Origin of the sequence: Blautia wexlerae DSM 19850 (assembly GCF_025148125.1) — a bacterium.
GTDB classification, from domain to species: domain Bacteria; phylum Bacillota; class Clostridia; order Lachnospirales; family Lachnospiraceae; genus Blautia_A; species Blautia_A wexlerae.
In genome coordinates, this window is record NZ_CP102267.1 from 3,581,341 (window position 1) to 3,601,591 (window position 20,251).

14 protein-coding genes are annotated in these 20,251 nt (G+C 40.8%); 1 reads left to right on the forward strand and 13 read right to left on the reverse strand.

What is annotated here, in order from left to right; all coding sequences use genetic code 11:
- Positions 1 to 96 precede the first annotated feature (96 nt).
- The 12 genes from NQ550_RS16685 to NQ550_RS16740 form a co-directional block, all read right to left on the reverse strand.
- Positions 97 to 2,049 carry a glycoside hydrolase family 127 protein gene (locus NQ550_RS16685; protein WP_025578119.1) on the reverse strand — a complete coding sequence of 651 codons (1,953 nt, stop codon included), beginning with the start codon at positions 2,047 to 2,049 and terminating at the stop codon, positions 97 to 99.
- Positions 2,050 to 2,168: 119 nt separating this feature from the next.
- Positions 2,169 to 4,202 (reverse strand): glycoside hydrolase family 31 protein, encoded by a 2,034-nt coding sequence (locus tag NQ550_RS16690; protein WP_025578117.1) that lies wholly within the window; start codon positions 4,200 to 4,202, stop codon positions 2,169 to 2,171.
- Positions 4,203 to 4,317: 115 nt separating this feature from the next.
- Positions 4,318 to 5,160: a carbohydrate ABC transporter permease gene (locus tag NQ550_RS16695; RefSeq protein WP_025578115.1), complete on the reverse strand. Its 843-nt coding sequence runs from the start codon at positions 5,158 to 5,160 to the stop codon at positions 4,318 to 4,320.
- Between the two features lies 1 nt (position 5,161).
- Entirely contained in the window at positions 5,162 to 6,061 is a 900-nt protein-coding gene (locus NQ550_RS16700; protein WP_025578113.1) for a carbohydrate ABC transporter permease, read from the reverse strand.
- Between the two features lie 30 nt (positions 6,062 to 6,091).
- Positions 6,092 to 7,348: an extracellular solute-binding protein gene (locus tag NQ550_RS16705; protein WP_025578111.1), complete on the reverse strand. Its 1,257-nt coding sequence runs from the start codon at positions 7,346 to 7,348 to the stop codon at positions 6,092 to 6,094.
- Between the two features lie 260 nt (positions 7,349 to 7,608).
- Complete coding sequence (locus NQ550_RS16710) at positions 7,609 to 8,358, reverse strand: response regulator transcription factor (protein WP_025578109.1); 750 nt, start codon at positions 8,356 to 8,358, stop codon at positions 7,609 to 7,611.
- Positions 8,359 to 8,399: 41 nt separating this feature from the next.
- The gene (locus NQ550_RS16715) at positions 8,400 to 10,244 is read right to left on the reverse strand and encodes a sensor histidine kinase (protein WP_025578107.1); all 1,845 of its coding nucleotides are present in this window, start codon (positions 10,242 to 10,244) and stop codon (positions 8,400 to 8,402) included.
- Between the two features lie 247 nt (positions 10,245 to 10,491).
- Entirely contained in the window at positions 10,492 to 12,693 is a 2,202-nt protein-coding gene (locus NQ550_RS16720; protein ID WP_025578106.1) for an alpha-galactosidase, read from the reverse strand.
- A gap of 34 nt (positions 12,694 to 12,727) precedes the next feature.
- The gene (locus NQ550_RS16725) at positions 12,728 to 13,393 is read right to left on the reverse strand and encodes a YesL family protein (protein WP_025578104.1); all 666 of its coding nucleotides are present in this window, start codon (positions 13,391 to 13,393) and stop codon (positions 12,728 to 12,730) included.
- Positions 13,394 to 13,590: 197 nt separating this feature from the next.
- Positions 13,591 to 14,415, reverse strand: a complete 825-nt coding sequence (locus tag NQ550_RS16730) for a carbohydrate ABC transporter permease (RefSeq protein WP_008706570.1) — start codon at positions 14,413 to 14,415, stop codon at positions 13,591 to 13,593.
- Positions 14,416 to 14,427: 12 nt separating this feature from the next.
- Positions 14,428 to 15,321, reverse strand: a complete 894-nt coding sequence (locus NQ550_RS16735; protein ID WP_259838151.1) for a carbohydrate ABC transporter permease — start codon at positions 15,319 to 15,321, stop codon at positions 14,428 to 14,430.
- Positions 15,322 to 15,486: 165 nt separating this feature from the next.
- Positions 15,487 to 16,752, reverse strand: a complete 1,266-nt coding sequence (locus tag NQ550_RS16740) for an ABC transporter substrate-binding protein (RefSeq protein ID WP_022381158.1) — start codon at positions 16,750 to 16,752, stop codon at positions 15,487 to 15,489.
- A 243-nt stretch (positions 16,753 to 16,995) separates the two neighbouring features.
- Here NQ550_RS16740 and NQ550_RS16745 point away from each other — a divergent pair, with 243 nt between their 5' ends.
- Positions 16,996 to 17,901 (forward strand): AraC family transcriptional regulator, encoded by a 906-nt coding sequence (locus NQ550_RS16745; protein ID WP_022381157.1) that lies wholly within the window; start codon positions 16,996 to 16,998, stop codon positions 17,899 to 17,901.
- An 83-nt stretch (positions 17,902 to 17,984) separates the two neighbouring features.
- Here NQ550_RS16745 and NQ550_RS16750 read toward each other — a convergent pair whose 3' ends face one another.
- Positions 17,985 to 20,207, reverse strand: a complete 2,223-nt coding sequence (locus tag NQ550_RS16750) for an alpha-galactosidase (protein ID WP_025578100.1) — start codon at positions 20,205 to 20,207, stop codon at positions 17,985 to 17,987.
- Positions 20,208 to 20,251: the final 44 nt, after the last annotated feature.

The window sequence follows — 20,251 nt, forward strand, 5'->3', positions numbered from 1 at the left end:
TGTCAGCCTATAATCAAACAAATACTGAACAGACCAAAAGGAGACCACATATTTTTCTGTGATCTCCTTTTATTTTTCCTTTATTTTATCAGCGAATTACATATAAAAAAGTTCCTTCATCCACACAAGCATTTCTCCATTTTCACGATTTCCCCAATAACAATATGGTACCAGTGTCAATTTAACATCTTCCAGTTCTACTTTTCTGTTCTGATACAATATTCCTTCATTCCAACCCTTCTCTGAAATTTTTTTGCCGGTTATATGGAGTACACTGCATCCTTCCAGAAGTTCGTCATCATATGTTTCTTCAATCTTCTGATCAGTATTAACCATAACAGAAGAAAGATTCTCCCCGTTATCCGCTTCTTCCACACAGTAAACCAGAGGTCCCTTTACTACTGCCACTTTTGCACTGTCAACTCTTACCTGTGGATTTGCATGAACAAATACTGGCTCTGCATCAAAACTTATTTCAAATGTTTCTTTATACATTTTTCCGGAAATTTTAATATATCCATGGTCTTCTGTCAGATTCTCTTCTTTACCGTTTCTCAAAATTTTGAAATTCTCTGCATATGCCGGAACCCTGAATGCGATCATCGCCTCAGTTTCTTGCACACCATCTACAGAAACTGTCATCTTGTTTTCCCATGGGAAATTTCCTTTTAACGTAATTTTGAACGGAACTCCATTAAGTGTAACTTCTGTTTCATTTGCAACATACAGATTTACGTAAATTTCATTTTCTTCTTGGAAATAGATGTATTGTCCAAGAGATGCCAATGTTCTGGTAATGTTTGGCGGGCAGCATGCAACACCAAACCATTTCTGCCTGACAGGTTTCACATGTTCGCGTGAAGTTCTCGGCATACAGCTTACCGGCCATACTTCCAGAGGATTTACATAAAAAAAGCTTTTTCCATCCATAGCTATGCCTGATAAAAGTGTATTATATAAAGCCCGTTCCACTACATCCATATAAGAAGCATCCTTCTCCATATCTGCCATTCTCTTTCCAAACATAGCAAGTGCAATCGTAGCACATGTCTCAGAATAATTGCTGTCATTTGGCAGATCATAATCTGTTGTAAATCGTTCCAAGAATCCAGAAGATCCAACACTTCCTGTAATATACATTCTTTTGTGCACCATATTATCCCACAAGTTTCGGCATGCCTGCTGTAATTCTTTATCCTGATATTCATATGCCAGGTCTGCCATTGCAGAATACATATAGTTTGCTCTTACAGCGTGTCCTTCTGCTGTCCTCTGTTTTCTTACCGGTTTATGTGCCTGCGCATACATGGTATCATAATTTACAAAATCCGGAAAAATACGCTTATGTCCCGGTCTCTTTTCCTCCTCCAGAAAATAATTTTTGCCAGTACCTCTCAGATCTATGAAATATTTTGCCAGATCCAGATATTTTTTCTCACGTGTTACACGGTAAAGCTTTACAAGTGCCAGTTCTATTTCCTGATGTCCCGGATATCCATGGATTTTTCCCTCTTCCGGTCCGAAAGTCTGGCAGACAAGATCTGCAAATTTTGATACAATTTCCAGGAATCTACGTTTTCCGGTTGCTTCATAGTATGCTACTGCTGCCTCGATCATATGCCCTGCTGTATAAAGCTCATGACCTTCCATAAGATTACTCCATCGTCCATCCGGTTCTTTGATCGTAAAATATGTATTTAAATATCCATCCGGCTGCTGTGCACGTCCGATCAGTTCAATCGTCTCATCAGCCAATTCTTCCAGCTTTTCATCTCTTTCATAATTTAACACAAAACCAACTGCTTCCAGCCATTTTGCAACATCCGTATCCTGAAATACGGCGCCCTGAAATTCTCCCTCTTTTTCTCCTGCTGCAATTTTGAAATTTTCTATACAATGACTGGTTTCTACATCTTCCAGTTTATCATTCAGAATATCCCACTGATAAGGAATAATCACATCCTTTACCAGATGCACATATTTATTCCAAAAATTATCTGTAACATGAATCTGTTTAAGAGAAATACTTGAATTTGCTGCTTTTCCCATTTTTTCTTCTCCTTTATCATCCATTTGGATCAGCGGTGACACCGTTAAATGTTCTTTAAAAGGGTGTCGAAAATTATCCCTCGATAATTCTGCGACACCCTCCTGATCTTTAAACTTCTTTATTTCATCGGCAGTTTGTAACCATCTCTTGTAAACAATGGAATCTGCTCGATCGGTGCTGCCACATGTACTTTCTGTCCACCTTCAAAGGTTTCACCTGTCCATGCATTTGTCCAGGAGGCTCCACCAGGAAGATATACATCTGTCTCACGTGCATCTGCATCTGTGATCGGTTTTACCAGAACTTTTGGTCCAAACATATACTCTGTCTCTACATTCCAACTTTCTTTGTCTTCCGGGAAGTCATAGAACAGCGGACGCATAACAGGAGTTCCTTTTTCATGAGCCTCCTCCATCAATTCTGTAATATATGGAAGCATGCGCTCTCTTAATCTCAAATAATCTGACAGAATCTCACAAACCTGATCTGTGTAACTCCATACCTCATTTGGTGCTCCTGATACACATGTAGCTCCACCAGTTGTACCATACTGAGGCTGAAGCGGCCAGCGATATCCGTGAAGTCTCATAACCGGACAGAAGCATCCATATTCAAACCAACGGACCAGAAGTTCATGGAATTCCGGATCATTTATATTTGCTCCGAAAAATCCGCCGATATCTGTTGTCCACCACGGAATACCTGCAATTCCCATATTAAGACCTGCTGCAACCTGATTTTTCATACTCGGGAAGGAAGATTTGATGTCTCCGGACCAGACCAGTGCACCATATTTCTGTGAACCGGCCCATGCGCAGCGGAGAAGATTGATAATGTTCTCCTGTCCTTCTGCTTTCATTCCATCAAAAAATGTCTTTGCATACATAACAGGATAAATATTTCCAACCTGAATATCCGGTCCGAGATGATAACGATAATTCTCGAAATCATAAACTGTATATTCCGGTTCTGCTTCATCCAGCCAGAATACTTTTACACCTTTATCATAATAATTCTTCTTTGCTTTTTCCCATACATATTCACGTGCTTCCGGATTAGTTGCATCGTAATGAAGTGTATTTCCCTGAAAATCCATGGATATCGGATATCCGGAATCTACGCGGATCAGAAGACCTTTACTCTTCATTTCATTGAAATTCTCGCTTCTGTAATCTACTGTCGGCCAGATGGAAACCATCAGTTCAATTCCCATATCTTTCAGTTCTTTGATCATTGCATCCGGATCCGGCCAGTATGTCGGGTCAAATTTCCATTCGCCCTGCATTGGCCAGTGAAAGAAGTCAACAACTATTACAGAAATCGGGAGGTTACGGCGTTTATATTCTCTTGCTACTTCAAGAAGTTCTTCCTGTGTCTGATAACGAAGTTTGCACTGCCAGAATCCCATTGCATATTCCGGCATCATCGGAACTTTGCCTGTTGCATTTGCATAAGCTTCTTCGATTTCGGCCGGTGTGTCACCTGCTGTGATCCAATAATCCAGTTTCTTGGAAGAAAATGCTTCCCATGTTGTAATATTTTTGCCAAAATTTACACGTCCTACAGCCGGATTATTCCACAAGAATCCATATCCAAGACTAGAAAGCATGAACGGAACACTTGCCTGTGAATTTCTGTGTGCCAGTTCAAGATCAGCTCCCTTTACATCAAGGTATGGCTGCTGATACTGGCCCATACCATATATTTTCTCCTCCGGTGTGGAAACAAAACGCATTGTCAGTCTGTAATCCCCACCTGTGATAGGCTTAAATTCTCTGGCTTCTACTTCAAGAGAACTGCAGGTATTTCCGAACATATCTTTTCTGTTGCGGACATACTCATCCAGTAAAAGTTCTCCTTTCTGATTATAAAATGCAATTTTACCGATCAGATTAATCTCTGCACGGATCTTACCATTACGGATCGTTGCTCCGTCTTCGCGAACTTCGATTTCCGGTGTGATTTCCTTCTCTGGTTTGATCAATGCCCAGTCTGCCGGATCCATCTCTGCGGTTTTCCATGCACGTACACGAAGGCTGTCAGCACCCCACGGCTCAATTCTTACCCGTTCAGCCTCATAACGGTAGCACAGCGCATTTCCTTTTTGCTCAAAATACCCATATACGTCTCTTACTTCTTCCTGATTTGCCATTTCTGCCTTCTCCTTTTCATTCTTAATGGAGTTTCAGCGAATTGGAACTGCAGTTTTATCTGTTTTGTTCTAATCCGCTGAACTTGTTTATAATATAAATAATAGCTTTATTTTATCAGTCTTTTACCGCACCTGCGACAAGACCGCCTACAATATATTTCTGTAAGAAAATAAACATCAGAATTACCGGAAGTACCAGTATTGCACCATAAGCCATGATACAGTTCCATCTTGTACCATATGCACTCTGGAATTTATAAATATTCGCTGTCAAAGGTCTCATTATCTCTGCAACATTAAATGTCATTGAATATACCAGATCATTCCAGCCGTTCAGGAATGAAATAACCATAATAGTAATAATTCCTGTTTTTACTGCCGGAAGCATAACCATAAGAAATGCTTTTACCGATCCGCATCCATCCAGTCTTGCGGCCTCATCCAATGATACCGGAATACTTCTGAAATAAGGTCTCAATGTTACGATTACAAACGGTATAGAACTGGCTGCAATCGCAACCGGAGCTGTCAGATGATTTCCAAGAAAGCCCAATTTACTGAAAATCAGATACATTGGGGTCAATGTCAGGGATGGAGGAAGCATCTGTGAAATCAGAAATGTAAGAAGGAAAACATTTCCACCTTTTACTCTGTATCTTCCCATTCCATATGCTGCCGGGACACCGAGTACCAGAGCAATTGCCATTGTCAAAAGTCCATTAAGAAAACTGTTTTTCAAAGATATCAGAAACGTTTTATCTGTTAAGTTTTCCAGCCACGGTTCAAAGGTGAAATCATGTGGAAAATAGGTAAGAACCTTTCCAAATGTTTCTGCATCTGACTTAAATGAAATCTGTATCAGCCAGTAAATCGGAAATAAGAAGATAAATGCAATAAGAAGTGCAAATATCGAATTTCTGATCTCTTTTGCCTTTTCAGCACCTGTCATATTATCCATATCAGCCTTCCTCCTCTTCTTTTGATAACAGTTTCAGATAGAACAGACCAATAAGGAACAGGCATGCAAACAGTACCATTGCAACTGCCGCACCTTTTGAAAAGTTAAACTGTGTAAATGATAACATATAAGAATATGTTCCCAGCACATCTGTTGAATTCAACGGACCTCCGGCTGTCATGATATACATCAGGTCAAATGCACGGAATGTATAGATAAATCCTAACATCAGTACTGCAAGAATTGACTCTTTCATCAGGGGAAGAGTTATAAAAAGAAAACGTTGTCCCCAGTTTGCTCCATCCATGGATGCGCTCTCGTATACATCCGGTGAAATACTTGTAAGTCCTGATACAAGAAGGAGCATATTAAACGGAATACCTACCCAGCAGTTCATAATAATTACTGCAATCAGAGCTGTGCTGGTGTTAACCAGCCATTCCGGACCGCTGATTCCGATTTTTCCAAGCAGGTCATTGATAAGACCTGCATTGGAAAAGATATTTTTACCAAGAAGACCAGTTACTGCCATTGGCATCATATAGCTGACAAGAATCAGACCTCTGATCGGACCTGCGAGTTTAAATTTCTGATTGAAAAACATCGCAAATGCAAATCCGATGGTAAACTGGAAAATAAGACAAGCTATTGTAAAAATAAATGTATTGCGCAGAACCAGAAGAAATGTCGGATCATGGAATAAATCAATATAGTTCTGTAATCCGACAAATACGGAAGTTCCTGATTTCAGGTTCTTTACATTTACATCCTTAAGACTGAGAATAATGTTATAAACGATCGGGTATCCCAGCACAAGGATCATATAAATAAATGCAGGTACAATGAAACAGTATGCTTCTTTTGTCTTTTGCTGCGCCATAGTCCTAGACTTTGCTGCCATTAAAGCCACATCCTTCTCTGTTTGTTAGTTTTAGTTGCTTTCAGGAAGAGGAGTTTCTTCTACGATTGGATTAATTTTAGCTGCTGCTGTTTCAAGAGCGTCTTTTGCAGATGTTCCGTCTACGATCACAGACTGTGTTGCTGTATAAACTGCTTCAGAGATAGATGGCCATTCAGCGTGCGGTCCACGCGCCTGAGCATAGTTCATTTCATCTGTAAATACCTTGAATCCATCCTGTTCAAATGTGTATTCTGCTGTTGCATCCTGTCTTGTAGGAATCTTTCCGCCTACAGCTGCCCATTTTGCTTCATTTTCCTGTGAGCAGAGCCACTCAAGAAATTTAACGCATGCTTCTTTGTTTTCTGTTCCTTTACAGATACCAAAGTTCTCACCACCGATTGTAGATGTAGATGTTCCTTTGTCACCGGTTGGCAGAAGCGTAAAGTCATATTCAAATGCTCCATTAATTGCATCTGTCTGTGCCAGATGCCATGTTCCGCATTCTGCAAATGCCGCTTTTCCTGCGCAGAACTGATTCCATGCATCTGCCTGAGTCCAGTTTACACACTCTTTGCTCATATATCCGTTTGCTACAAAATCACCGAGTGTCTGTAATCCATTTACTGCTGAATCAGCTGTAATGTCATCAACATTTACGCCTGTTCCATTCTGTACAGATCTCAGCCATGGAAGAATCTGGAATGTTCCCTCTTCTGTAGATACTGCACACATTGCAAATCCATATACATCATTGGATGAATCCGTTGTTGCTGCAACCATTTCTTTGAACTCGTCAAGGCTCTCTGGCATATGATCGTATCCGGCAGCCTTCAGAAGGTCCATATTGCATGCAAGTGCAAGACAGTTGCTGTTCTGAGGAAGTCCATAAACTTTTCCGTCTGGGTCTTTACAGGAGCTTAATGGTCCATCATAAAACTGATCCAATTCTCCCCATGCGTCAAGTTCATCCGTGATATCTTCAAATACTCCAAGAGATACATAAGATGCCATATCCGGTGAGTCTACCTGTCCGATATCAGGAAGTTCTCCTGAAAGTGCTCCAACTGTGTACTGGTTCATTAACTCTGTTCTGGATACAAATGTTGCATTGATATGAATATCATCCTGTAAAGAGTTGTATTCTTCAACCATGTCTGCAAGCATTTCCTGCTCTGGTTTCTGATCAAAGTAATGCCACATTGTAACTTCCTGCGGAGCTGCCTGTACAGTTGATGCTGCCATCAGCGAAGCCGCCAATACTGTTGCTGCAAATAATGTTTTTTTCATGTTTTTTCCTCCCTTTTCCTTCTTAGTTGGATTTTGTTTTGGTTAGTTGCACAATTTTTAGTCGTCTCTCTGTTGTTTTGTTGTATATATTTTACCATTACTTTTTCCAGCGCATAACCCAAGATTTTACGGAAAAAGGAAATTTGCACGGATAATATTTTAAGATTCAGGAAATATTTTAAGATTTTTTAAATTTTTTCCATATATTTCCGTTTTTTTACTTTTTGTTTGTTAATTTTTTACTCCTTTTTCTTATCTTTTTACTCTTTTATTTCCATCAGATATTCAGACGGACTCTTTCCAGTCACTTCGCGAAAGACTTTTTTGAAGTATTTGGAATCGGAAAATCCTACCTGATAAGGAACATCCCTCTGATCACAGATTTCTTCCCTCAGCATATATTGTGCCTGTTCAATTCTATACTCCCTGAGAAAAGTACTGAAATTTTCTCCGATATTTTTCCCAAAAAGATAACTGAAATATTCCTGGCTCAGTCCAAGATCTTCGGCCAGTTTCTTCTGGCTTATTTTTCCGGCGAATCCACTCTGTATGATATCAAGAGCCTGCAGGATCATAGGATGCGCATCTGGATACTTATCTCTCAGATTTCTGGATTTTCTGCGGGAATAACTGTTTTTTCCACTGATCTTATTCTCAATTTTCTTCAGTACTGCCTCTGCCTCATCTCTTGTAAGAGGTTTCAAAAGATACTCTGTTACACCAAGAGAGATTGACTGCTTGGCAAAATCAAAGTCTGCATATGCACTTACAATTACAAATTCAGTCTTAACTCCCTGTGCTCTGGCAGCTTCTATTACTGAAAGCCCATCCATAAATGGCATCTTAATGTCAATAAAAACCACATCCGGCTTCTGTTCCAGAATCATTTCCAGCGCTGCTTTTCCATTAGATGCCTGTGCCACAATCTCATACTCATCCCCCAGGCTCTGCAAAACCCTTACTAATCCCTGTCTGGTTCTCTGCTCATCTTCTGCAATTAAAATTCTCAATGTATAAAGACCTCCTCTGTTACTTTTTTTGCTACATTTATTTACTCTATATCTTTCTCCGGATTCTCTGGTATTGGAAGCCAGAAAGTAAATTTTGTCCCCTTTTCAGGTTCTGATTCCAAAACTACAGAAAGTTCTTCTCCATAATACATTCGCAGTCTTGTCACTACATTCTGAATCCCGATTCCTGTTCCTGCCAAATCCAAAGTATGCTTTTCCATAAGAATCTGCTGCATCAGTTTCTCTGTATCTTCATTCATTCCACATCCATTATCTTCAATGCAAAGACGGAATCTGGATCCATCAATGTGACCCGTAATACGGATCATTCCCCCGCTTTCTCTTCCTTCAAAACCATGAAGGATAGAATTCTCCACAAATGGCTGAATAAACAGTTTACAGCATGGCCATTCGCCGTATTCTTCCTGAAATTCAATCTCGTAGTCAAACACATCCATAAGCCTGAACTTCTGCAGATATAGATACTGCTCTACCCATCTCAGTTCCTGCCCCAGACTTACTGACACAAGCTTCCTTGAGAATGTATATGAAAGCATATTGGAAAGCTTTTTCAGAAGATCTGCTACCTCATAATCTTCATTATCTATCGCATTATAATTGATCGCAGTCAGTGTATTGCAGAGAAAATGTGCATTGATCTGTGATTCCAGAGCTTCTTTCTCTGCCTTATTTTTCTGACGGATAGAAAGATTCTTTTCACGATAATATCTACGTATTTCCTTGTACTGTCGTTCCAGAGTTTCCGCCATTTCGTTATAATAACCAGCCAACTGCCATATCTCATTGGTTCCCTTTACTTCTATCTTCGGAAGATTCTTGGAAAGTTTAATATTTCGCATAGAATCCCGTATAATATCAATTGGTTTTAATACTCTTCGTATTGTAAACTGCCATAAAAATCCACAGATACACAACAAAAACAGATATACATAAATGCTTCTGGTATACATCTGGTTAACCTGTGCACGCATTTTTCCAAGATCCGTGGTAATATATGCTGTCCATCCAAAATATTTTAATGATCTGCTGATATTCTCGGTACTGTCCAGCGTTTTTCTGTAACTTTCCACTGTCATTCCATCGTACTCTTCATTTGGATGGTAAATGATTCTGTTATTTTCATCTGCAATATATCCAATCGAAAGAGGTTTATCAGCTACTCTGTCAAAAGCACTTTTTTCCAGAATATCTCCCATATCGAAAGATACGACCGCTACATTTTTCACATGAGAATAACTGTAAGTTTTTCCAATCAGCGGAACTGCAATATGTACCATTCTTATCTGCGGCCACTGACTGTGAACAGCAGGATCTGTCTCTACATAGTACCTGACATTTGCTTTCTCTTTCTGAAGTGCCATGGTCTTTTCATATATTTCCTGAAGTTTATCCAGATTGCCATCTTCCCATACTCCTTTTGAAGATGTCTGGTACCAATAAACCCCATACTCCTGCCACAGACCTTCATCTGATACAATCGCAATAGATACAACACTTCCAATCTGATGAGCAATATCATCCATTCTGCTGCCCAATGTCAGTTTTTCTTTTGCCAGAAGTATTCCGTCTGCTTCCGTGTTTTCTACCAGAACTCTTAATGTCTCATTAACTCCTACATTGCATGCAGCACTGATGATATCCTTCAGATTTGCATCAATATTAATCGTCGATGTTTCAATCATGGATTCTTCCATTGATCTGGTATTCCTGAGCAGATAATTAAAATATTGATTTTTTACGTAAATCTGAAGGACCAGACCTGCCAGAATCAGAAGTAATACTACTGTTACTGTAACCTGCGCACTCATATGTGAGCAAAAATAATTTCTGATTCTTCCCGGCATTTTTTTGATTTTCTCTTTCATTTTTCTTTACCTGCCTCGTTTTTTATAATTCTACGACTATTTTACATCATTCTACAACATCTTATAAAGATATATCATATAAAATTTTGTGATTATTTATTGATTGATATCTATAGATGGCAAAGGACAAAAAAAGCCAGTAACTAAGCTTATCTGCTATTAATAAACTTAATTACTGGTTTTCATCTTTTTATTATGTTCAAACAGTCACCTACAATTGAATCAGATAACTTATTTGATTCGGTAATTATTTCTCCACTGCCTTAAATGTAAATCTGATTGGCTGGTAATCACCTGTTGTCAGTGGTAATGGCAGTCCTGCTTTCATCAGTGCTGCGCCTGTGTATACTTTTCCGGTTGCAATGTCTTCGTAATGCAGATCTGCATCCAGTCCCTGAGGATAGAAAAGATAGATATACGGATTAGCTTCGCTGTGGAGTCTTACGCCACATACAACTGTCTCTTTTTTGTCCTTGGATACGAACTGCCAGAGTACATGGTTGTTGTTTTCAAATGGATTTATCAGACGATAGTAATCTCCGGACTGTACCAGATGCTCGATTTCTTTGTATTTCAGAATCTGCTCTCTGGCTGTCTTTTTGTCTTCTTCGGACATCTTCATCAGATCCAGTTCATAGCCAAATGTACCGGATGATGCAACCGTTCCTCTTGTCTCGAATGGTGTGATCCTGCCGGACTGGTGGTTCGGGCATACGCTGACATGAGCCCCCATTGCACTTACCGGATATCCGAAAGAAGTACCGTACTGGATTTTCAGTCTGTCAATAGCATCAGTGTTATCGCTGCACCAGATCTGCGGAGAATAATAGAGCATTCCTGCATCAAATCTTCCGCCGCCACCTGAGCAGGATTCAAACAGGAGATTTGGATATCTCTGCACAAGGCTTTCCATCATTTCATATACTGCAAGTACATATCTGTGATAAACCTCTCCCTGGCGTTCTTTTGGAAGTGCTGCGGAGAATACGTTGTCTACACTGCGGTTCATATCCCATTTTACATAATCTGCCTTGCATGCATCCAGAACTTTGAAAATCTGGTTCATGATATGGTCACGGACTTCTTTTCTGGTAATGTCCAGATTGAGCTGATGTCTGCTCCGATTCATAGCACGTCCCGGAATCTTCAATGCCCAGTCCGGATATTCTCTGTAGAGATCACTGTCCTCGGAAATCATCTCCGGCTCTACCCAGAGACCGAATTTCAGTCCAAGTCCGTGGATTCTCTCTGCAAGTGCAGGAAGTCCACCTTTGATCTTCTCTTCATTTACTTCCCAGTCACCAAGTGCGCACCAGTCATTATCTCTTTTGCCAAACCATCCATCGTCCAGAACAAACATATCCAAGCCGATGTTCCTGGCTTCTTCTGCAATATGATACAGTTTGTCTGCATCAAAATCAAAATAGGTAGCTTCCCAGTTGTTTACGAGGATTGGTCTTGGCTGTTCTACGTATTTGCTGCGGATCAGGTTGTTTCTGTATGCATCATGATAAATGCGAGAAAGTTTTCCAAATCCTTCTGCGGAATATGACATAATCACTTCCGGAGTTTCAAATGTGTCACCTTTTTCCAGTGTCCATGCGAAATGATATGGATGGATTCCCATTACCACACGGGTATGTCCTACCTGATCTACCTCTGTCTCAAATGTAAAGTTTCCACTGTAAGCCAGTGCATATCCATAGCAGTTTCCATATGTTTCTTCTGTGCTTCTGTCGCAGAGGATTACAAATGGGTTATGATGATGACTGGAAGTGCCGCGAATACTTCCTACAGACCAGTTTGCATGACCCAGATGTGTTCTTTCCATCTGACGTTCTACGTTATGTCTGCCATAGAAATGAACTGCATCCATTTCTCTATATTCAAAATCCATTTCCATAGACATTGCTTTCTTTACTGTAACAGGTGTCTCACCAGTCTGTTCCAGACGAACTGCTCTGGTGATCACATCCAGATGTGGGAATACACTGTAGAGAAGATGTGCTTTCAGTCCGCTGACACGGTCTGCCAGGACAATCTCCAATGTCTCTGCCTCATCTTCTTTTGCAAACATTGCAGGGAGACCTTTCAGGCTGTATTTTCCTTTTGTGATCTCATAGGATTCAAATTTCAGATTTGCAGTGTCGCTGCCGTCTGCCTGCTCTACTTCCAGACCATTGATACGATAATCTCCGTTTCCGTAAGCTGTATATTCCTGCGGCAGAGTATCCAGGGAAAATGTTTTGTCTTTTCCTGCTTCATACGGATTTCCGGAGAATCCTCTGTCCACACATACAATCCTGTCCGTAATCAGGGAATCCCCTACCGGGCATCCATAATACAGATGAACCAGAGTATCATACTCTCTTACCTGCATCTGATAGGTGCTGTTTTCTGTTCTCAGGTCAAATACTTTTTCTGCCTCATGATACTTAATCCATTCCATACTCTGTACCTCTCATTTCTTTGTTGTTTTTTTGTTAAAAAGCATACTGATCCGGTTCTGTATCTACATAGTGATGTTCTTCTTCGTCCTCTTTGAAATACGGTTTGAACAGTTTCCACATAAACCAGGAATCTGCATAGGCTGTCAGGGAAAATCCCACCATCAGCCAAATCAGCAGATATACCGGAAAAAGTTTTGCATCTACAAGTGTCATGGTCATTGGCAGTATCGTGATCACTGCCACTGCTATCGCATAACCTATATGTTTAACCGCAAAATAAAATGCGTTTGTGATCAAAGTCATTGTTTTGTTTTCAAATGCTGCAACTGTCGGGAATATGTACAGTGCAATGGCAATCAGCGGAATACATACCGCCAGAATCACGTAATTGAAAATCTGTGGCATGGAACCAGGCATAGTTACCAACGATTCTTTCTCCATATAAAGAAATACTGCAACTGCTGCCATCAGGATCCAGATCAAAGTTGACTGTTTGAAGTTCTGCTTAAAGCTTTTAAAAAAATCATGAAATACCCGGATATCTCCATCCTTGTGGAGTTTTAATGTACAATAATACAAAGCAGTGGTGGATGCCCCTGCTGTAATAACAGGAAGAGAGCACACGATCCATAGTAAATTCAATGCAATTAACCGACCTAAAAATCCAAATATCCTGTCATAAAGACTTCCTGGTTTCATTTTTTATTACCCCTTCCTTTTTCTATCTTAATGATTTTGTCCTGACTTTCACCTTTACAGATAATTCAGCAATCAGATATCCAGTTTCAGGCAGCCTTCTGTTATTCTTCTCTTTCCAGTTGTATAACAAAATTCTGCCTGTATAGTTCAGGGGAAATGTCCCGAACCTCCCGGATTCTTCTTTTTATTTTTTTAACTTACAGCTTACCACCGGATGTTGCAATACCTTCGATGAACTGCTTCTGGAAGATCAGATACAGTACGATCATCGGGATACATGCAAGCAGAGATGCTGCCATCAGCTGCGGATAATTGTTGGTGTACTGTCCCTGCATTTTTGCAAGTGCTGCTGACAGAGGCATTACATCTTTGTTACAGATCAGAGGCCACATCAGATCTTTGTATGCAAATACTGCTGTGAAGATTCCCAGTGCCACCATAGAAGAACGTGTCAGAGGAGCCATGATGAACAGGAAGGTCTGACCGATGTTACATCCGTCAAGACGTGCTGCCTCTTCCAGATCTTTCGGAAGTCCCATATAAGCCTGTTTGAGGAGAAATGTACCAAATGCAGTAACAATACCGGGAAATACCAGGGCAAAAATGGTATTGAGCATTCCCATTTTACTTACCATTAAGTACTGCGGGATAATAAAGATCTGTCCAGGCACCATCATCTGGAAAAGTACCAGAGAGAACATCAGGTTTTTACCTCTGAAGTTCAGACGTCCAAATGCATAGCCTGCCAGTGTTGCTGTCAGAACCGCACATACAACACGACCCAGGATCAGAAGTAAGGTATTGATATACAGATGTAAGAAATCCATATTTGCGCTTACTTCTCTAAAACTGTCCCATCTCCATGTAGACGGGAGGATTACGAACGGGTTGACAGAGGTTGCCTCTGTCATAGTTTTGAAAGCTGTCAGGATCATCCATAAGAAAGGAACCAGCATGGTAATAGATACCAGTATCAGGATAACATGGATCAGAACTCTGTTTGCTTTATCTCTTGCTGACATAATTATCCCTCCTTAGTTATAATGAACCCACTTCTTCTGCGCAATATTCTGGAATACTGTCATGATCATAATTACAACCAGAAGAAGTACGACGATTGTTGAACCATAACCTTTGTTATTCTGTACAAAGGAATTCTGGTAGAACAGGTAAACAAGTGACTGTGTTTTGTAAAGTGCAGGACTGTTTCTATCCATAACCATGAAGATCAGGTCGAATACCTGCATGGCACCGATGACACGGGTAACCATTACAAAGAAGATGGTCGGTGAAAGCAGCGGGATTGTAATGTGGAAGAACTGTTTGATTCCGGTTGCTCCGTCAATGCTTGCTGCTTCATAATAATCTCTTGAGATTTCCTGCAGACCTGACAGGAAAAGTACCATATTGTAGCCGATGATAGACCATACACCGATCACTGCGATCGCATAAACTGCGATCTTCGGATCAGAGATCCAGTTGATCTTTGTGTGAAAAATGTGATTGAGAAGACCGAATTCTGAGTTAAACAGCCATCTCCATACCATGGCGATCGCAGCCGGAGCAGCAACCATGGGCAGGAAGAAAATAGTTCTGTAAACAGCACGGCCTTTCATTTTACGGTTTAATAAAACTGCCAGTACAAGTGCGATAGCAATGGAAAACGGAACTTCCACAATGGCATATTTAAATGTATTTAATAATGCCTGCCATACTTCCGCATCGTGGAACAGCTTTACATAGTTGTCAAAACCAATGAAGATATTTCCCTTACCGAAATCTCCGGTCTTGAAAAAGCTCTCATAAATGGTCTTAAAAATCGGATAGATATTTAAGATGATCAGACCAAGCATTGTAGGAAGAATGAACGCCCATCCCCAGATGAATTCATTCCGCGCCTGACTGGTACCTTTTTTTGGATTTGCCACGGTTCTCACTCCTTCTTATCGTAAAATTCTGTTGCTGATTTGAACGGAAAACTGCCGCACATCTGCATACCTGTTGTGACTTCTGCGGTTACCACATGATCGGAATCTTTTCTGCGGCAGCTTTCCTGTTTCTTATTTTTTATGAATGGTTTTGCTGAATATTAATTAATAGGACTCTTCTGCGATGGCATCGTTCATAATAGTAACGATATTCTTGCATGCATCATCCATGCTTTCTTCATCATTCCATGGTTTCTTCAGTTCTTCGCACATTGGGTTCCACCATGCAAGTGTTGCATTTGTGTGTGGTCTGAATACGATATTGTCCATTGCATCCATGTATGGCTGTAAGTTGAAGCAGTCAACACTGTTAACCCATCCATCGGACATTCCTTCGTAAGCTGCCATTGTTACACCAAGGTCAGCCTGTTTCTGCTGCATATCTTTTGTACCGAACCACTCAATAAGCTGGAAAGCTTCGTCCGGCATATCTGTGTTTGCAGATGCTGCCCATCCAAGACCATTGTAAATAGATACGCTCTCTCCTGTTTCAGCATCTTTCGGAAGTCTTGCCACATCACAGTGCTCTTTGATGTAATCGTTGTCTTTGAAAGCAGATACCATCCAGGATCCCTGAGAAATCATAGCTACCTTGCCAGATCCGAAGAGTACGTCTGTACCTGTTTCGGACATTGTAGATGCAGGAGGCATTACATTTTTAACGCATTTGTCAACGAATTCCATTGCTTTGATAGTGTTTGGATCATCAAAACCGGATTTGTTGTCATCTGTCAGTACACGTCCGCCCATGGAGTAAACAATATTCATCCATGTATCCTGCTCGTTAGACGGGTTTGCTGCGAAACCATACTGGCTTCCGTCTTCTTTTGTAAGTTTTTCTGCAATGTCATAGAATTCATCCCATGTCCAGCTTCCGTCCGGATAATCGATTCCTGCTTCATCAAACATATCTTTGTTGTACCACATAGCAATTGTATCGATGTCCTTCGGTACTGCGTATGTTTTTCCGTCCCACTGATACATTTCTTTGATATCTTTCGGGAATTTGTCCATTTCCAGTTTGTCGCTGTCTGCAATCTTGTCTGTCAGATCAAGTAAGATATCATTGGACATGTATCTTACAGCTTCATTGGAATGCATCCAGAATACGTCCGGCATGTCTCCGCCTGATGCACCTGCTTCAAGAAGTGTCCAGTAGCTGCTCCACTCTACTACCTGAAGTTCAGTTTTGATTCCGGTCTCTTTTGTAAACTCATCCATGATCTCCTGAAGTCCGGCTTTCTGTCCGTTATCCCAGATTGCAACTGTCAGAGTTTTGTCTTTCGCCTGTGCGCTTACTGGTGCAAGTGCAGTAACTGTCATAGCACCGATCACTGTTGCGACTGTGAGTTTTTTCATGTTTTTTCTCATATACATCCTCCTTTATTCGTCGTTTCGACGTGTTCCTTGTGATTCTTATTATACGTTTTTGTCTATTTTTTTAAATGGACTAATGAAATGAATTTATGTCATAATCGTTATGGAAAAAGCGCTGAATTTATGGTAAAATGTCAACAACGACTTGAATTTATGCGTATTTGCAGGATATCAGTCCTTATGTCTTTATATCAACAATATCTGCAATCAAAGAAAATAGAAAAAGGAATTACCCAAATGCCAAATGTAAAATATACGGACAGCGCTACTTTCCGCTGTCTTGAAAACCTGAAAGAGGGCTCCCTTGATATCAGTCTGATCCATACGGGCAAAGAACACTGCCCGCCCGGACATATCTGTTCCATGCCAAGAGATGAGTTCATCATCCATTTTGTGCTGGACGGTACCGGATTCTATTCTGCCAGAGGTCAGACCTGGAGCCTTACTCCCGGACAGATGTTTGTAATTTATCCAAATGAACCAGTCACATACGGTGCTGATGAAACCAATCCCTGGACTTATGCCTGGATTGGTTTTCGCGGAATCCGAGCTCACTCAATGGTAAAAGAATGTGGATTTTCCAAAAATCAATTAGTACTTCCTGCACCGGATCAGAAAATAATCCTGAAACACATCGATTATATGCTGAATCATAAGCAGCTTTCCAAAGCCAATGATCTAAGGCGCCAGGCTTATCTGATTCTGTTGTTAGCCGAGCTTGCCGGCTTTCATGAAAAGCAGTCTGCACAGAACAAAAAAAATGCCAAATATGCCTACAGCACCAGTGTCTACGTGGAGCTTGCCATTGAATATATTAAAGATATGTATCAAAAGGGAATCGGGATTTCTGATATTGCAGATAATATCGGAATCAGCCGTGCCTATCTGAACAGTTCCTTTCAGAAAGAGCTTGGAATGTCCGCACAGACCTTCCTCATTGATTATAAGATGCATAAAGCAGCCAGTCTTCTGGTCAGTACCAGTCTGTCTGTTAAAGAGATTGCTAATAATGTGGGCTATGAAGACCAGCTTGTTTTTTCCAAGGCTTTTAAGAAGAAGTTTGGAATGAGTCCGAAGAATTATAAGACCCATAAAGAAATGATGGATAAATTTAACGAAAAGCAGGTAGACGATCCCGTGTGATCGTTCTGCCTGCTTTTTGTTGATTTTTTATTTCTGTCTATTGCTTTTCGCAACCTCCATAAGGAGCTTACCTGATTCGGTTATTATTTTGCAGTTAAAACATAAATTCTGGACTCATAGTCTGTGCATGGTTCGTCTTCACTTGTAGGTTCACCTGCTGTACAGTCTGTGGTGAGCAGTCCCAGATTCATCAGCTCATCCCCGTAGTTTTCTGTTTCATTATACTCATTTCTGTAGATAAGATCCGGATCCAGTCCATGAAGCCGCACTCTGGTAAAATCTGCGTTTACTACATTTCTTTCCCTGTACCAGAATACCAGCGCTGTTTTTTTGTCCTCGCTGACTGTCATCCACACAGTTTCATTGCCCTCAAAAGGACTCTTCAGTCTGTAAAAAGTTCCAAACTGGATCAGTTCTCTATATTCTTTCATAAAGGTAATCTGCTGTTTTACTTCACTGATTTCCTCATCAGACAGTTTATTCAGATCCAGCTCATATCCGAAAGTTCCAAAATAAGCTACATTTGCTCTTGTATGTAACGGAGTTTTGCGGTTTAACTGATGGTTTGGTACTACAGAAACATGACTTCCCATGGAGCTTACCGGATAACACATGCTTGTGCCGTACTGGATTTTCACACGCTCTGCCGCATCTGTATCATCACTGGTCCATCCCTGTGGCGCATAATAAAGGATTCCCGGATCAAAACGTCCGCCACCGCTTGCGCAGGACTCAAAGAGAATCTGCGGAAATGCAGTATTTAACCGCTCATACAGATCATAAACTCCGAGAATATATCTGTGGAACACTTCTCCCTGACGGTCTGCTGGAAGTGCAGCTGAATAACATTCCGTAATACTTCTGTTCATATCCCATTTGATGTAGGAAACCTTTGCTTCTGAGAGGATTTTGTACATCATCTCATAAATACAGTCCACCACTTCTTTTCTGGAGAAGTCCAGCACATACTGATTTCTGCCATGACAGGAATGCCTCTGAGGTGTCTGCAGGATCCAGTCCGGATGTGCACGGTAAAGGTCGGAATCCTTATTCACCATCTCCGGCTCAAACCACAGACCAAATTTCATACCCATCTCTTCGATCCTGTCTGCGATTCCCTTGATTCCCTGCGGAAGACGCTCTCTGTTTGCCGCCCAGTCACCAAGTCCTGCATAATCGTTGCTTCGTGCACCGAACCATCCGTCATCCAGCACAAATAATTCAACACCACATTCCTTCGCCTTTGCAGCAATTTCCACCAGACGGTCCTCTGTAAAATCAAAATAAGTAGCTTCCCAGTTATTGTTAAGGATTGGCCTAGGACGGTCTCTCCAGTAACCTCTTGCCAGTCTCTTCTGATATAATTTATGGAAAGTCTGGCTCATTCCATTCAGACCCTTATCAGAAAATACTACTACTGCTTCCGGAGTCTGAAAGCTCTCACCACAGTCCAGCTTCCAGTCAAAATTCTGCGGATTGATTCCCACAGTGATACGGGTTGTATCATGAGTATCCACCTCTGCCTGCATTCTGTGATTTCCGCTGTAGATCAGGCTGAATCCCATCACTTCTCCTGCATTTTCTGTTGCCGACGGACGTCGGAGCACAATAAAGGGATTATGTTCATGGGAAGAATTTCCTCTGATGCTTCCCACAGACTGGATTCCCTGCTCTAATCTGCGTTCTTTCACATGACGTTCTCTGGACCATGCACCTGAAAACTGCATCCACACATAATCCTTGTCCGGTAGATCAAGATTGAGGCTCATTGCATTTAACAGATGTATTGATGATGTACCCTCGTTTGTAAATCTGGCACTTCTGGTGATGATTCCCCTCTGTGTAAAAATAGTATAAAGCAATTCCAATACAATTCCTATTACTTCATCTTTCAATTTTACACATAAGGTCTGGGCTTCTTCGTCTTTCTCAGTATATGTAGCCGGAAGTCCCTGAAGTTTTGGTTTTCCAGCTGCAATTGTATAACTTACATAAGTAAAATCAGAAATCCTGCTGCCGTTTTCCTGAAGGATCTCCACTGCCGGATAACGGTAATCAGAACTGCCATACACCGGATATTCCAGTTTCAGATGCTCCAGCGAAAATTTGCGGTTTCCCTCATAAACACAGGCTGTCATTGGTCTCTGCTTCATCTCAAGAAGATGTGAAAAATCTTCTCTGTCATGGATTCTTTTCCCAAAATAGAGATTTCCAAGATGTCCATTTGGAAGCACACACATAATATAACTGATTTCATTGTTGTATAAATGGAATGTCTTTGAACTTTCGTGATAAATAATCATAATTTTTCCTTTCCGCATATCTGTTATTCGCTGATAATTCCAGAAAA

What these genes read in the sequence shown, in the direction of transcription:
- NQ550_RS16685 (WP_025578119.1), bottom strand. Translation starts at nt 2,049, where the DNA reads ATGGGAAAAGCAGCAAATTCAAGTATTTCTCTTAAACAGATTCATGTT.
- NQ550_RS16690 (WP_025578117.1), bottom strand. Translation starts at nt 4,202, where the DNA reads ATGGCAAATCAGGAAGAAGTAAGAGACGTATATGGGTATTTTGAGCAA.
- NQ550_RS16695 (WP_025578115.1), bottom strand. Translation starts at nt 5,160, where the DNA reads ATGGATAATATGACAGGTGCTGAAAAGGCAAAAGAGATCAGAAATTCG.
- NQ550_RS16700 (WP_025578113.1), bottom strand. Translation starts at nt 6,061, where the DNA reads ATGGCAGCAAAGTCTAGGACTATGGCGCAGCAAAAGACAAAAGAAGCA.
- NQ550_RS16705 (WP_025578111.1), bottom strand. Translation starts at nt 7,348, where the DNA reads ATGAAAAAAACATTATTTGCAGCAACAGTATTGGCGGCTTCGCTGATG.
- NQ550_RS16715 (WP_025578107.1), bottom strand. Translation starts at nt 10,244, where the DNA reads ATGAAAGAGAAAATCAAAAAAATGCCGGGAAGAATCAGAAATTATTTT.
- NQ550_RS16720 (WP_025578106.1), bottom strand. Translation starts at nt 12,693, where the DNA reads ATGGAATGGATTAAGTATCATGAGGCAGAAAAAGTATTTGACCTGAGA.
- NQ550_RS16725 (WP_025578104.1), bottom strand. Translation starts at nt 13,393, where the DNA reads ATGAAACCAGGAAGTCTTTATGACAGGATATTTGGATTTTTAGGTCGG.
- NQ550_RS16730 (WP_008706570.1), bottom strand. Translation starts at nt 14,415, where the DNA reads ATGTCAGCAAGAGATAAAGCAAACAGAGTTCTGATCCATGTTATCCTG.
- NQ550_RS16740 (WP_022381158.1), bottom strand. Translation starts at nt 16,752, where the DNA reads ATGAGAAAAAACATGAAAAAACTCACAGTCGCAACAGTGATCGGTGCT.
- NQ550_RS16745 (WP_022381157.1), top strand. Translation starts at nt 16,996, where the DNA reads ATGCCAAATGTAAAATATACGGACAGCGCTACTTTCCGCTGTCTTGAA.